Source organism: Bradyrhizobium diazoefficiens (assembly GCF_016616235.1).
Taxonomy (GTDB): domain Bacteria; phylum Pseudomonadota; class Alphaproteobacteria; order Rhizobiales; family Xanthobacteraceae; genus Bradyrhizobium; species Bradyrhizobium diazoefficiens_H.
In genome coordinates this window covers 176,274-190,996 of record NZ_CP067100.1, presented here as the reverse complement: position 1 = coordinate 190,996, position 14,723 = coordinate 176,274, and the positions used below count along the sequence as shown (strand labels likewise).

General features: G+C 59.9%; 10 protein-coding genes and 1 pseudogene. 7 read left to right on the top strand and 4 right to left on the bottom strand.

The genetic code is table 11. From position 1 onward, the window contains the following. The first annotated feature begins 78 nt into the window (after window positions 1-78). From ligD to JJB99_RS00840, 3 genes are read left to right on the top strand one after another with little or no spacing between them, the layout of a single operon-like run. Window positions 79-1,893: a DNA ligase D gene (gene ligD / locus JJB99_RS00850; protein WP_200496951.1), complete on the top strand. Its 1,815-nt coding sequence runs from the start codon at window positions 79-81 to the stop codon at window positions 1,891-1,893. Window positions 1,894-1,895: 2 nt separating this feature from the next. Beyond that, a complete protein-coding gene (locus JJB99_RS00845; protein WP_200500467.1) occupies window positions 1,896-2,393 on the top strand; it encodes a hypothetical protein in 498 nt (165 codons plus the stop codon). Window positions 2,394-2,396: 3 nt separating this feature from the next. After that, a complete protein-coding gene (locus tag JJB99_RS00840) occupies window positions 2,397-3,119 on the top strand; it encodes a type II toxin-antitoxin system VapC family toxin (protein WP_200496950.1) in 723 nt (240 codons plus the stop codon). A 159-nt stretch (window positions 3,120-3,278) separates the two neighbouring features. Here the strand turns inward: JJB99_RS00840 and JJB99_RS00835 are convergent, their stop codons facing one another. The 3 genes from JJB99_RS00835 to JJB99_RS00825 all read right to left on the bottom strand — a co-directional run bounded on the left by JJB99_RS00835 (window position 3,279) and on the right by JJB99_RS00825 (window position 5,947). After that, entirely contained in the window at window positions 3,279-3,707 is a 429-nt protein-coding gene (locus JJB99_RS00835; protein ID WP_200496949.1) for a DoxX family protein, read from the bottom strand. An 84-nt stretch (window positions 3,708-3,791) separates the two neighbouring features. Further along, a complete protein-coding gene (locus JJB99_RS00830; RefSeq protein ID WP_200496948.1) occupies window positions 3,792-4,238 on the bottom strand; it encodes a YybH family protein in 447 nt (148 codons plus the stop codon). A 329-nt stretch (window positions 4,239-4,567) separates the two neighbouring features. After that, window positions 4,568-5,947, bottom strand: coding sequence for a hypothetical protein (locus tag JJB99_RS00825; protein ID WP_200496947.1), 1,380 nt, complete (start codon window positions 5,945-5,947; stop codon window positions 4,568-4,570). A 424-nt stretch (window positions 5,948-6,371) separates the two neighbouring features. Here JJB99_RS00825 and JJB99_RS00820 point away from each other — a divergent pair, with 424 nt between their 5' ends. Both JJB99_RS00820 and JJB99_RS00815 read left to right on the top strand, forming a co-directional pair. After that, window positions 6,372-9,497: an ATP-binding protein gene (locus tag JJB99_RS00820; protein WP_200496946.1), complete on the top strand. Its 3,126-nt coding sequence runs from the start codon at window positions 6,372-6,374 to the stop codon at window positions 9,495-9,497. Between the two features lie 106 nt (window positions 9,498-9,603). After that, a pseudogene (locus JJB99_RS00815) lies at window positions 9,604-9,992 on the top strand (SOS response-associated peptidase family protein); the annotation flags it as partial. Between the two features lie 255 nt (window positions 9,993-10,247). Here JJB99_RS00815 and JJB99_RS00810 read toward each other — a convergent pair. Further along, window positions 10,248-10,688 (bottom strand): Hsp20 family protein, encoded by a 441-nt coding sequence (locus JJB99_RS00810; protein ID WP_200496945.1) that lies wholly within the window; start codon window positions 10,686-10,688, stop codon window positions 10,248-10,250. A 1,258-nt stretch (window positions 10,689-11,946) separates the two neighbouring features. Between JJB99_RS00810 and ftsH the strand changes: the two genes are divergently transcribed. Then, window positions 11,947-13,788, top strand: a complete 1,842-nt coding sequence (gene ftsH / locus JJB99_RS00805; protein ID WP_200496944.1) for an ATP-dependent zinc metalloprotease FtsH — start codon at window positions 11,947-11,949, stop codon at window positions 13,786-13,788. Between the two features lie 514 nt (window positions 13,789-14,302). Beyond that, window positions 14,303-14,575, top strand: coding sequence for a hypothetical protein (locus JJB99_RS00800; protein WP_200496943.1), 273 nt, complete (start codon window positions 14,303-14,305; stop codon window positions 14,573-14,575). Window positions 14,576-14,723 lie beyond the last annotated feature (148 nt).

Below are 14,723 nucleotides of genomic sequence, written 5' to 3'. Positions count from 1 at the left end.
CGCCTTCGTTCCGAGCGACCGCGAATGTTGTCTGGCGCCGCTTCACGGAACGAATCGCCCTCGAGACGTTGAGTCCGCATGTGTGCCGTGGCGTTGCGTCAGTCTCGTTCGGGAGTATCGGGCGTCCCCGGCGCCTGCAAAGCCGCTATTCCAGGTTACATCGAGCCCTGCGATCCCACGCTACGCGAAAATCCGCCGCGCGGGTCGGATTGGGTGTACGAGATCAAGGCCGACGGTTACCGCGCGCAACTGCATCGAAACGATCGGGATATCAAAGTCTATTCGCGCACCGGGCTCGACTGGACCGAGCAGTTTTCCTCGATTGCGGCCGCGGCTCGTAAGCTGAAGGCGAAGAGCGCAATCATCGACGGCGAGGCTGTCGTCTACGGCAGCGGCAGCCTGCCAGATTTTCAGCAGCTCAGGCGCGAACTCGGGCCGAAGCGCAGCGAGCGCGTCCGCTACCACGCCTTCGATCTTCTGTACCTCGACGGCTACGATCTGCGCGACGCGGCGTACGAGGACCGCAAGCGTCTGCTGCAGGACCTTCTGAAGGGCGCACCCGAGACTTTCATCTACGTCGAAGCGCTCGAGGCAAACGGCAAGGTGGTGTTCGAGAAGGGCTGCAAACTCGGCCTCGAGGGGATCATCGCCAAACGGCTCGGCCGGCCTTACCGCTCCGGGCGGCAGGAGTCCTGGATCAAGCTCAAGTGCAGGAAGAGCGAGACCTTTCCGATCGTCGCCTTCGTGGAAAAACTGGGAGCGAATCCGCGCAAGATCGCCTCGCTCTACGTGGGCCGTCGCGAGAACGGCAAGCTCCTCTATGCGGGCAAGGTTCGGACCGGGTACACGGAGACGACCGCGCGCGAACTTCGCGAGCGGCTGGATCCGCTGATCCGGCGAACATCGCCGCTTGATGTGCCCGTGAACAAGCCGAAGGCGACCTGGGTCGAGCCGAGCCTGCTGGCAGAGGTGGAGTACGGCGCGCTCACCGACGACGGGCTGCTGCGCGAAGCCGCGTTCAAAGGGCTCCGCGAAGACCTTGCTGTGCGGAAGGTCAAAGCACCGCGGCTGGTCCCCGGCTCCGGAGCACGGCGGAAGCTCGGCGTGCCTGCGGAAAACATCCTCCAGCTTCTTCCCGATGCGGTGGTGCCTTCCAAGGAAGAGCTCGCAGACTATTGGACGCGGGTCTGGAGGAAGGCGCTGCCGCATCTAGGGCATCGCCCGCTCAAGCTGGTGCGGCACGTCCACGGCACCACGTTCTACCACAAGGGCCTGCTGCCGAAGGATATCCCGGAGGCGGTGCACCAACTCCGCATCCAGAAGCGCGAGGGCGGCCAGGGCACGCGCCTGTGGGTCGACAGCCTCGAAGGGTTGCTGGGCCTCGTCGAGATCGGAGCGGTCGAGCTGCACCCGTGGAATTCGACAGTCGAGGACTTCGAGCACGCCGACCGCATCGTTATCGACCTCGATCCCGGCGAGGACGTGGAATGGGAGGCGGTGGCCGACACCGCGCTCGAGCTCCGCGCGCTCATGAAGCGCGAAGGCTTCGACACCTGGCCCAAACTGACCGGCGGCAAGGGCGTCCATCTGATGGCGCCGCTCAACGAGCCGATGCTGCACGACGAGGCGCATCGCATCGCCCGCAGCCTCTGCTCGGAGTTCGCCGCACGCGATCCCGATCGGTACATCCTCTCGGCGCAAGCGCGGCGCAGGGGGCGGATCTTTCTCGACTACTTGCGCAATGGGCGCGGGACGACCGCCATCGGGACCTATTCGCCGCGGGCCCGCGAACACTTTCCGATCGCCGCGCCGGTGACGTGGGCGCGCATCGAACGAGCGATCAGGCCCGACGCATTCAGGATCGAGAACCCATTCCAGGTGAGGAGGAGGTGACCATGGCGGATGCATTCGACCGCTGGATCGAGTGGGCCAACAACGCGCCCGGCCAAAGACCTGGGCTTGCGTCCGACGTTCACGCCAGCGTGATGTCTCTGGACAGAGAGGATCGTGCCGACCGACAAAAGGTCAATGCTGCCGTCGAGCATCGAGCCGAATTGCGTCGAACGCGACGGACCGCGTGGATCTATCTCGACGATTTCGACCGCGGAACACACCGGACTATCGGCGATCCCGAATGGGTGAAGGTCTTCGCGTCCGCCGAAGCCGCCGACAGATGGTTTGACAAGCACGATCCGGAAGGCGTCGCGTGGGAGTACGAGATCCAAGGCGGGCCGCGGCAAGCGTCTGTCTGGATCTTCCTCGCCGACGAAGGGTCCAGACAAATCGGCGACCCGACCTGGATCAAGCTGTTCGCCTCGAAAGAGGCCGCCGAGAAATGGCTTGAGCAGAACGCTCCGAGCGGCCAGTCTTGGGAATATCCGGTCGAGGAGTGAGACGTGAGCACGTTCGTGGACAGTTCGGTGTGGTTCGCGGCCGCCTCTGCGCGCGACCGCAATAACGGGCTCGCCAAGTCCATTCTGGCCAGCCTCGACGGATGGACTCTCACAGGCCACGTGCTCGCCGAGACCTGGCAACTGCTGTCGGCAAGATTCGGCGAGGAGGTGGCGGAGACGTTCTGGGGCCGCCTGCGGGAGTCCGGCGCCGTCGTCGAGCCCGTCACGGCCGGCGATCTGGAAGCGGCTTCGCGGATCGAGGCCGCTTATCCCGACGAAGAGTTTTCCCTCGTAGACCGCACCAGCTTCGCGGTGATGGAACGGCTTGGCATTACGCAGGCTGCATCATTCAGTCCCTCCTTCGCAGCGTACCGTTACGGCGTTCGCAAGAAGCCCTTCCGGATCGTTCGCTCAGGTCACAGCGCTGCGTTCGCGGCGCTGAGGCAAGCCATGCTTCAGCGCAAACCCGTTCGGTTAAACTATTCGGGCAAGGAACTGGAGGTCTGCCCGTACATCCTCGGCCACGCCGTGGGCGAGGAGCGAGCCTTCGCTTTGGAGCTGGGCAGTGTCGGAAAAAAGAGATCAGGAGAGCCCAATTGGGTATGTCTGCGGATTCAAGCCGTGCGGGACGTTCGCCCTCTGGATCGCGCCTGGACCGCCGCCGTCTACCCCGGCCGGATTCAGCGCTGTGTCGACCAGGTGCATATGGACGCAACTCTCCCGTGAGGAAGAGCGCCTCCGAGCGAGCGCCTGGTCGCCACCCCGCGCTCCGACATTTCTTGAGGCTGTTGCCCACCGCATGGAAGGGATTTAGCCGTGACGGACGCACTTTCATCCGAGGTCCACGCCGCCGCAGACGGACACCATCGCTACCGGATTGGATCCTCAGGCGGTCGCCTTGCGGAAGCGCTGTTCCCAGGGGAGCCTTAGCGTCCTCAGCGCAAAAGCCCCGTCGCCAAGAAGGGCCTGAACGACGAGCATGATGGCCCAGACGAACGGCATCTCCCATCCGCCTTCCACGAACCAAAAGCTCTTGCGCACCATCCAGAAGTGGGTTGCACCTATCATCATCGGAAGCGTGTAGAGGCTGACCCACCTGGTGTAGAGACCCAGCAGAAGCAGGATCGCGGACGCAAATTCCGCGCTGAGGGTGTAGGCCAATACCCACTCAGGATATCCTGCCTTGAGAAGTCCGTTCCACCAGAGCCCGATCAGCTTGAGAACGAACTTGCCGTAGAGGGCGGCAATGAAAAGGCCGGCAATCGTGACGCGAAGCAGCAAAGCGGTATAAGGCGCCGTACGTTGGTCAATCATGGGAGCGCTCCTTGAAATGCATCGAAGCGCCGTGAGCAGGCCCATCGGCGCCAATTACAAGCCGCCCGAAATGGCCGCCGTCCTCTACTTCTGTGGCGGCGGCTTGGGCATAGCCGAAATCAGGCGGATCTTGAGCTTGCCACCTTCGGTCACGTAGGTAGCGGTCCAAATACCGCTCGTCTCGATCGGCGCACCGCTCTGATTCTTTCCGGACAGCCGGTAATTGCCGATGGCAAGAGCCATGTCGGAGCCCAGGGGCCACGCTTGGTCCACGGTGATCTCCTCGTGGTCGAATCCGGCCTTGAAAGCTCCCTGATAGAATTCCGCGATATCGGAGCGCGGCCCTGCCGGATTGACGTGAATGCCGCCCGTCGCGAACAGCGCGGCGATGCCGGCGCCGTCGTGCCTGTTGAAGCTCGCCGCATACTCCGACGCGACTGCTTCGACCTTCTGCTTCGGGTCGTTCTCGGCGGCGACCGCAGGTAGCGACAAGGCCGCCAGGAAAATACAGGAGAGGCAGGTCCGCAGCATTGCAATTCCTCCTCGAAAATTCCTTGTTTCTGAAATCCGTCCCCACCGGGAAGTTCATCGATCTCACATCAATTCATAAGCGCGGGCAACCGATTCAGGCGTTGCGGCGCAACATCTCTCAGCGCCGCATCAATCATCTCGGGAGGTCGATCCCTTCCTGAAGAACGTCGGAGCTTTACCTGACAGAGCACAGGCATGCCTTCTCTGCCGCAAGCACAACCAGATCGCCGAAATTCGCTCGGACGCGTCACGTTCCATTGTAGTTGGGACAAGCGCTTTGCACCGGCAAAGTACTTTCCCGCGAGGGTGCTACTCGCGATGAGGCCAAGTTACGGCTTTGGAGGTCTTACGACAAACTCGATAGACTGGCCACCATCGGTCGTACTGGTTATGAAATCGTGACCGATGGTCGTATTCGTACTCCAGGCGATCGGATCGGGTGAAATTGGATCGACCCCAAGGCTGAGTCCCGAAAGCGTCATAGGATTGGCAGGATATTCCTTGTCCCGCTTTTTCGGATCGAGGTCATAGCTCTCTACCGCGCATACGGCGTAGACCAGCTCCGGAATGTCCGTCATCGAGAGCTGTTCCTGTTTAGACGTATCGTTATTCACCGTTATCGTACAAACGTAATTGAACTTACCGCTGGACGCATCCGTGCGCGTTATAGTGCCAGTGACGAGATCGTTAGGCGATACTTCGATCGATTTCGTATAGCAGCGCTGCTCCTTGTTCAGATCTGGTTGGAGCTTTTCATCGTCGTCGCCTGGCAAAGTCGGATAAGCGTCTGGATTGAAGGCGGCAGTGACGTACCAGCAGCGAACGCGCCAATGCCCCCTGTAATATTGCAGCACTGCCTGGAGAATGCCACCAGGTGTATATGAACTTTCACTTTCAAAGCCGTTGAATATGAAAATAAGTTGGTCGTGATCTTGTGTGGGTTTGGCAGGGACCGTCCAATTCGCTGTGAACGTGCTTAGGTGTTCGTTTTGCGATCTTGTCCGCCACCATCCATAGCCCTGCCATCCACCTTCCGGACAGTCTACGCTAATGTTCACACTCGTCGGAGTGACCCCTGGCCCGGGAGCCGGCACCCACTCCGTCATTAGGCCGTGATGCCGGTGCTTTTTCTTTCCAACACAGATGCTCACTGGGATCCCTAAGTCATACAGAGCAACGCGCGCGACCTCATCCAAATGAGCGATCAAATTTGGTGCCACCTTCGTACTGTCGAAGGGGTTCATTCTGTTTTTCGGTTCTGTGAAGTTGGCCGGCTGCTTGGCCAGGTCGAATCGCGCTTCAGCGGCAAAATGCTTCCAGTTGTTACGAGCTATTTTGCCTTTTGCACTTGAACACCCCCACTTGTCTGGGTTTGTTTCTATGTCTGTCTGATAGAGACCCCATTTCATATCGTTCCTGTTCGGCCAGCGGGCTTGGAGTTTGAGCTGTACCGATTTGACCTTTGCCGCTGAATACCAGTTGTTGTTGAACGTATCCAGGTAAGTTGGGTCAGCGTAGACAGCTCCATAGACATTTGCCTCTAAACTTGCTTCCAGTTGGTCAGCGGGATTGCAAGTTGGCGCCGCACAACCCGCGGAGGATGCCGTCGGGATGGCAGTCGCAGCTGCAGCAGATGCTCCTGCTATGAGCAGAGCTCGTCGATCTACAGCTGCAGGCGATGCCTTCTTGCTTTCCTCGTTGTTGATCATGACCCCTCCTCAAAATTTCTCTAAGACGCTAAAGACCAAATATGCGGGAGACGTCCCATTCGATGCGGCTCTGCGTTATCCTTCCGCCCCTTAGGGTGGCTCGTTCGAAGGTCCTGAAGCAGGGTACTCCTGCTTCGAAGAAAAGCAACCAATGCGCGATTTCAAACACGAGCTATTGGCCTGGGCTCTCCACTGAGGCTTCAACGGCAGGTGCTCAGTAGGTAACGGCCCGGAACTGCAGGTCTAAAACTGTGACCTCGCCACGGGTGTAGTTCCCACCAGCGCGATTTTGTCATTGCTTGACTCGCCGCAGGGGCCTTGCTGAGATCAGGATCCGCTCGGTAAGAGCCCCAGATCGGGCGAGGGGGCGAACGCCGTGAAGTACCGGCCTTACAGCTCGAATGGGGCACGGGAGCAACTCGGGATGGCCCGGCTCTCGACGGCTCAACCCGTCCGCCTTATGGATGGCGGCGGGGCGTTTTCCACTAACAACCGGCCAAGTCTGCAGGCCTCCGGGAAAGCGCGCCCGCGAACTCAGAGACGATCAGCGGGGTCCGCGCCCGACGCTCGCAACGCAAGATCCACACGTAATCTTGCGATCGAACGTAAATACGTTTCGATCCTGCGGGCCGATCTCCACCGCTCCTCAGATCTCGTGACGGGGCTGGACCTAGAAGAATCAATCGCTCGTTTAGCGCCGGCACTTGAGCAGATGCGCACGGCTGTCCACCAGTACGGCGGCATCGTTCACCGGGAGATGGGAGACGGGATTTTCGCGGTGTTCGGGGCTCCGGTCGCCAGCGACCTGCACGCGGTCATGGCTTGCGTCGCGGCGCTCGATCTCGTTCGTCGTATCGAAGGGCTCAAGGATATCGGCATTCGCGTGCGTATCGGGGTGCACTCAGGTCTCGTGGTGGCCGGTCCCCGGCAGCTCGACTATACGAGTATGTACGACTTCGATGGGCCGCCGCTGATTATGGCAGAGCGGTTGCAAGCCGCTGCCCAGCCTGGGCAGGCGCTCGCATCAGAGAGCTGTCGTTCGCTCGCAGAGGGCTACATCCAGTTCGGGGCCGCGCAAGCGCATACGTTGAAGGGCTTCGCCGAGCCGATAATGGTTTACCCGATCAGGGCCGCGAGCGAGAGCTCAAAATGGCAGCTCACGATGGGGCGAAGCACGACGCACTTCGTTGGACGTAACGCAGAACTATCCGAACTTCTCACCTTAGCTAAGAGTGTATCGGAAGGGACAGGGCGCACCGCGCTCGTTTCGGGCGAACCAGGGGTAGGGAAGTCCCGCTTGGTCCACGAAGCCCAATCGCTGCTGCAACAACAAGGCTGGCAGACTCTGGAGGTGGAGTGCAATCCCATTGTCGGAGACGCTCCCTTTTCGCTCCTAAAGCACATCTTAGTTGCAGCTACATCGGAATTGCCCGATGCGGAACAAACAACACTGAGATCTGAGCTTTCTGCTGCGCAATATGACGCCCTCCATTTGATTTTGGACGGTGCCAGTGCTGAAATCTCCTCAGCGTGGGATAAGTTACCACCTCGCGCTCGGGCGCACGCCATTATCGATATGAGCTGCGCGGTTGTGATGAAGTGTGTCGGCCATCAGCCAACGCTGCTTTTGATCGAAGATGTGCAATGGACCGACAAGGCGAGTGCGCCAGCGGTCCAAGCGATTGCAGCTCTTTCGCAACGTCTTCCCTTCTTCGTGCTCGCTACCGTCCGTTCCGGAGAAGCGTGGGAACGGCTCGAGAACTCGTTCGATCGGACTATCGTGGTGGTGCCACTTGAGCGAGTAGCCGGCATTGCCATGCTCGACCAGCTTCTCGGTCCGTCTTCTCGTCTAGCCGACTTAAAAGTACGCATCCTCGAACATACCGGCGCAATGCCTCTTTTTCTTGAGGAAGTATGTCGCGGACTCGTCGAAGCTGGACGTCTGAAGGGGGAGCGGGGCAATTTCGAACCAGCATCGTCCGAGCTAGAACTCGGCGTGCCATTGACCGTCCAGGGCATGATCGCAAGCCGCATTGATCGGCTCTCACCGCGCGAGAAGCGGGTATTGCAAGTAGCCTCTGCAATTGGTCCACAAGTGCCAAGCCGACTGCTGCAGGCCATCTGCGCGCTTGAGCAATCAGTGTACCGCAAAAGTCTGAACGCCTTGCTGACCGCAGGCATGCTGACGTGTACACCGCAGCTGCGAAGTGAAGCCTCGTTCCCACATGAATTCGTACGGCAGGTGGCCTACGAGGCAACTCTCGAGTCAGATCGAGTGAAGCTTCACAACGAAATATTGGCGCAGCTGGGGAAGCAAGCAGCAACTGCTCCGCACGATCCGGAGCTGGCAGCCTCAATGGTGCATCACGCCACAAAAGCCAAACAGTGGAGGGAAGCAGCTGAAATAGCGGCAGCGATTGCGCGCCGTTGCTTTAGTCAGGCAGCCTTTGCGGATGCCAAACGGTATTTTGAGCTGGCCATGTCATCCATAGACAAGCTGCCGCCTTCCCCTACCCACGAAGCAAAAGCAATAGATCTACGCATTGAAGCACGCATGGCTTACGGAAACCTGGGAGAGATTGGGCGTTGGCTCGACTTGGCGCGAGAGGCGGAGGCGCGAGCGTTGAGTTCCGGCGATCAAATGCGGCGGGTCCCGGCGCTTGCAATGCGTGCCGCCGCGCTGAATTTCTGCGGAACGCCGCACGAATCTTTGGAAGCCGGCGAGGCGGCCGTACGCGAAGCAACCAAGAGCGGCCAATTGGGTTGGCTCGCATACGCGGAATACGGATTGGGTCAGGCTCGCTTCGTGGCTGGCCGCTACGCGGAAGCAATCGACGTTCTTGAGCGAGCCTACAGACGATTCCGTTTCGAAGGGGCCTCGCCTCCGCCCGGCGGGGGACCGGCACAAGCAGCCCTGCTCTGCTCGATGATGATCTGCGTAACGCAAGTGGCACTCGGCAACGATCAAGCTGCTGCTGACGCGCAAGCACGCGCCGAGGCCATTGCGGCCGAGTGTGGGGGACCGGCAGCTGCCATTGCCGCAGGGTTCAGCGGTGGAGTGCTTCTGCTAGCAATGAACCGGGCGGAGGAGGCGGAAGTCTCACTTGCTCAATCGCTCAAACTGGCTTCACAGCACGAAGTGCACCTTTTTATTCCTGTTTTGGCTAATCAGCATGGAGGTGCGCTCATCCGGCTATTCCGGATGGAAGAGGCTCGAGTTGCATACCGAACTGCGAGCAACGAGGCGGAAGTGCTGGGACATCGTTCGGCCGCACTGAGGTCGGAGTTGGGACTGGCGCTGTGTGAGGCAACTGAACCCACAAAACGGATTTCTGCGCTTGATGTACTTTCTAGGTGTGAGCAAATCGCCAGGCAAGGCGGCTACCAACCTCTGGAACTAGAAGCATTGCTTATCAAAGGCAGGTTGTTGAGCCTGTTGGGGCAAGACTGCGCGGCTGTCCGAAGTGCGTCCGAAGAATTGTTACTGCGTACTGGGGCAGTAGGTACGAAACGCGAGGTCGGTCGAGCTCTAGATCTGGTCTTGAGCTGAACTGTTCAACGCGCGACATCGTGCGCTCATCGCCGGAAGATGCGGGCAAAGCGAACATTACGCGCGCTGGTGACCCTCGAAAATCAGAATTCATAAGGCAACATTCCTCGATGGCAAGAAAGCGCCAGTCTGGTTCGCTCTGCACGAGCGCGGCCTCTGATCGCATTTGCGGGGCTATGGACAAATTGGACCAGTGTGCGGAATGCGAAGGAAGGCGAGATCACCACCGACGTCTTGGCCTTCCTCACCTGCGAGCCGAACGCCGAGGTCAAGCGCGTCCACCCCCAGGCCATGCCGGTGATCCTGATGACGGCGGAGGAATACGAGGTCTGGCTCCGCGCTCCTTGGGACGAGGCGAAGTCGCTGCAGCGGCCCCTAACCAGCCCTCGTCTGACCAGATTTCCCAAGGCGAGGAGAAGATCCTTCGCTTGCTGTTGCATTCCAATATTGGCAGCGAGGCTCTCAAAGGTGATCGCGCGACCGTCGCTCCCGTGACGTTCGAAAACCGTGAGCAGCTTGCGCTCGAGCTGCTGCGGGTCATTTAACATTGCGTTCTTCATGCAATTTCTCCTGAATCGGCGCAGCGAACTCGAACAGCCATCGAGATTTGCCCGGTTGTCCACCGGCAGTTCGGCTCACGCCGGCCGTTGGGTGAGGAGACCACGCGCTGAGATCCACCAGCTCAGCGTCCGGCGAAACTGAGTTCAGCGCGCAGCGCGGGCCGCGCGCGTTGAAAGCAGCCGAGTGAACTCACGCCATTTGCTGGTGCTCAAGCCTCTGGTTGTCGTTGCCGGCTTGAATCGGTATCTGCCGCGGCTTCATGGCTTCGGGGAGCTCACGTACAAGATCGATCTTAAGCATGCCGTTCTCGAACGAGGCGCCTTTCACTTGCACGTATTCGGCGAGGTTGAACTCACGCCGAAATGGGCGCACGGAAATACCCCGGTACAAGTATTGGTGGTCCCCCGTTTCAGCCTTTCGGCCTTCTACTGTGAGGACGTTTTGCTCCGCAGTAATGGTTATTTCATGCGGTGCAAAACCGGCTAGCGCGAGTGAGATCTGGTAGTGATCCTCTCCGTTCCGTTCAATGTTGTAAGGTGGGGAGTTGTCGGCGCTTTCTGGCACCGAGTCTTCAAGCAGATCGAAGAGGCGATCGAACCCAATCCTTGAGCGCCAGAGAGGAGCAATCAAAGTTGGTCATAGCCATATCCTCCATTGAGCAACATGGTCACGAGCGCGGACAGTTGACGTCCGATGACCGGGCCCGGTTGGCGCCCGGTGAGCGTCCGCACTGTGCTTTTCAACCTAGAACGAGATTCCAGCCTTTCAAGAGGGCAATCTCGCGCTGCACGCACACCTTGGGCGCGATACGCAAGCAACGGACGGGCTTGGCCCGCGTCTCGCCCAGCCCGGCTGAATCCCTGATGTTGTCATGTCAAAGAGCTGTTTGCCAGGAGCGCGCAAGAAGGGCAGGAACTTGGCGCAGAAGGCAAAGGCTATTTTGCGTTCAGTGACAGAAAAGCTGTCCACGCCGCACTGGCCAATATTTGGGAAGGATCGCGCCGGCATGCTCTTTCGACTTCCTTTAGCACCGCATCGGCGTCCGCGCTCGACTGTTTCTGTCCACTCGCCGCCGCGACGTAGTTCAGACCGCTCCAGAATCCGTCAAGCCAAAATAGTACGCGCTGCTTGTCGGCTCCTTCCAACACATCGCACGGCTCGGCGCCCACTCCCATAATCTGGATTCGTACCCGTGAACTTGCGGCATCGGTAGACGCTGCGGAGTACCCATCCGTTACGGAGGTTGCAAGTGCAGCTGCGAAGAGGGCCGCGAGCAACGATCGTAGTGAAGGCTTGCAAACGTACATGACTGGATCCGCAATAGGGCGGACGACGGGTTCAAGGATGGAAAGAGCTTGCCCGTCCGACGACAATCACCATCAGAGGCGAGCGTTCCTTCGCGTCGGGCCTGCTCAAAGCGAAGCGACCCGGCCCGGCTCCCAGGGATGGTCATGCTGTCAGGATGGCTGAAGCGAAAGACGTCCACAGCATTACTAGGGAGCCGGCCTAAACTGGATCGATCAATGCTGGTCCGAGCGCATTGGCCATGGCGGCCGCTTCATGCTGCCCGCGATCATCTAGGAAATGACAGAGCGTCCCTATCGTCCCTGGGAACGCCGGAGCGATGGATCGCGCTCGCACAATGCGCGGAAGCCAAGGTGGCGGTCGACGGGCTTACGCGCGTCGAGAGGGAGGGCGGGCCTCTGCCTATGGCGGGCTGCCGCCGCATCTAACGGGTTGAGATCGGCCGACCGTGGGCCTTCAGGCTCCGTCAGGACCTCGTTGAAACCAATGCCACGCCCAAGTTGTTTCGAGCAGTGCCGCGGTAGCCCGTTGCCCGGCCCGGTTTCCGGGAAGCCGCTCCCGAAACTTTGCATCGAGTTTCTGCATGACCAACAAAACTCGCTTCAATGTCGGATATACCATTGCCGCGGTTTTCGCGGTCTTCTTCATCCAGTATTTCATCGCGACGGCGACACAAATTGCCGTCATTCCTTACAGCGAATACCTGCAGTTGCTGCATCAGGGGAAAGTTGATGCCGTCGGCATTTCCGATCGCACCCTGCAGGGCGTGCTCAAGGAGCCGCTGCCGGGCGGCCAGAAGAGATTTGTGACCACGCGTGTCGACCAGGACGTGGCGCAGGAACTCGAGAAGTACAACGTCCGGTTCACCGGCCAGATCGAGAGCACCTTCCTGCGCGACCTCCTCTCGTGGGTGATGCCGGTCCTGCTATTCTTCGGGCTTTGGTGGTACATCGGCCGTCGCATGGCTGAAGGCGGCGGCCTTGGCGGCGGGCTGATGGCGATCGGCAAGAGCAAAGCCAAGATCTATGTTGAATCCAACACAGGCGTGACCTTTGCCGATGTCGCCGGTGTGGACGAAGCCAAGGACGAGCTTCGCGAGGTAGTCGATTTCCTGAAGAATCCCACCGATTACAGTCGGCTTGGTGGTCGCATGCCGAAAGGTGTGCTGCTGGTCGGCCCCCCCGGCACTGGCAAGACCTTGCTCGCGAAGGCGGTTGCAGGCGAAGCTCGAGTTCCGTTCTTCTCGATCTCGGGTTCGGAATTCGTCGAGATGTTTGTTGGAGTTGGCGCGGCACGGGTGCGCGACCTATTCCAGCAGGCACACGAAAAGGCGCCGGCAATCATTTTTATCGACGAACTCGATGCGCTTGGCCGAGCCCGTGGCATCGGCCCGTTTGCTGGAGGGCACGACGAGAAGGAGCAGACGCTCAACCAGCTTCTGGTCGAACTCGACGGCTTCGACTCTCGATCGGGTCTGGTCATCCTGGCGGCAACCAACCGGCCTGAAATCCTTGACCCCGCGCTGTTGCGCGCCGGCCGCTTCGACCGTCAGGTCTTGGTCGATCGTCCCGACAAGAAGGGCCGTATCGAGATACTCAAGGTCCATATGAAAAAGGTGCGGCTCGCCGGTGACGTCGAGCCGGAGTCTGTTGCAGCTTTGACGCCGGGATTTACCGGCGCCGACCTAGCTAACCTGGTCAATGAAGCGGCGCTCCTGGCAACCCGCCGCGGCGCCGAGGCGGTAAGCATGAGCGACTTCAATAACGCGGTGGAGCGCATGGTCGCTGGCCTGGAAAAACGTAACCGGCTGCTCAATCCCAAGGAGCGTGAGATTGTAGCTTTTCATGAGATGGGCCACGCGCTGGTCGCGCTTTCCCTGCCCGGCGTTGATCCCGTGCACAAGGTTTCGATCATTCCCCGTGGGGTCGGCGCGCTCGGCTATACTATTCAGCGGCCGATCGAGGACCGATTCTTGATGACCAAGGAGGAGCTGGAGAACAAAATGGCCGTGCTGCTCGGCGGCCGCGCAGCTGAGCTGATCGTGTTTGGTCATCTGTCGACCGGAGCGGCCGACGATCTGCGCCGGGTGACCGACATCGCGCGGAGCATGGTGACACGCTACGGCATGTCGGAGAAACTCGGCAGCGTTGCCTATGACCGGGAGCCCGGCAACTTCCTCGCGGGCCCCGACCAGCCTTATCCAGTTCACGAGCGCGACTACGCGGAGGAGACCGCCGCAGCCGTCGACCGTGAGGTAAAGGACATAGTAGATCAGGTCTTCCAGCGCACCCAAGGCATACTGACCGCGCGGCGTCCGATCCTGGACCGCGCGGCAAAGAAGCTCCTTGAGAAGGAGACGCTGGAGCAGAGCGATATTGAGCTGCTGATCCGGGAAATGCCAAAGGAAGGCCTCCGACTAGTCTAACATCGCTGTCATTTGCGAATGCGCAGCCCGACCGTTATGAACGGGCTGCTTGCGAAGTAGTTTGTGCCTCACCTCACGCAGGCTCTCGAGCCTCTTTCGCTCGAACTCCGCTAGAGTGTACGGAAGGCGTTGTCTGACGGTTCGGTTGGGCGCAAATAGCGCGGCGTGCGATTTTGCTCGGAGCAACTTGCTTTGCTTCAAGCCAGAGCTGAACCACCCAAGCGCATGCTGGGGCCCAGCAGCAAGTATTGCACTTATAAGATCACCATCCCGCCGGCCGGCTAGCTTGCATCGCCGTGTTGCATTGCGAAGATCGGAGCAATGCGAAGAACTTCTCGATACCGGTTGTCGGCTCCGTCAAATCGCTGCCAGGGTCGACAGGGGATGGTCACCGAGTAGCTTGAACTCGCCCCGGACAGTTCTAATTGAATGTATTGCCGAACCGATGTTCGGCTAAAGAGAAGACGATAAGGAACACAACTGCGCAGAGCGCGAAACACTTGAGGAAAGCGACATGAGAAAGCTTGCTCTTGCAGTCGTCGCGGCGGCAACGCTCCTCGTCGGATCGGTTGCGCCGGCTTCGGCTCATTGGCGTCACCATGGCTGGGGCGGTCCGGGTATCGGTCCCGGGCTTGCTCTCGGACTGTTCGCTGGAACACTGGCCGCCGCCACCGCACCCCCGGTTTATTATGGATCGGTCTACGGCCCGCCCCCTTACTACTACGGCCGCCCGTATCGGGTAGTCCGCTACTATCCGCCGGTTTATCCGTACTGGTACGCCTGGTGATGAGAAGAAGAAGGCCCGGTTCTCCGCCGGGCCTTTCAAATCCCGCGATACGCCGCTCGCTGAAATCCAGCGCCGTTCGTAAGCTCGACATTGGCGTCTTCGTCTCTGACGACTTGAGCCGAACCCTGACGGCGCCCGGCGCCAGACA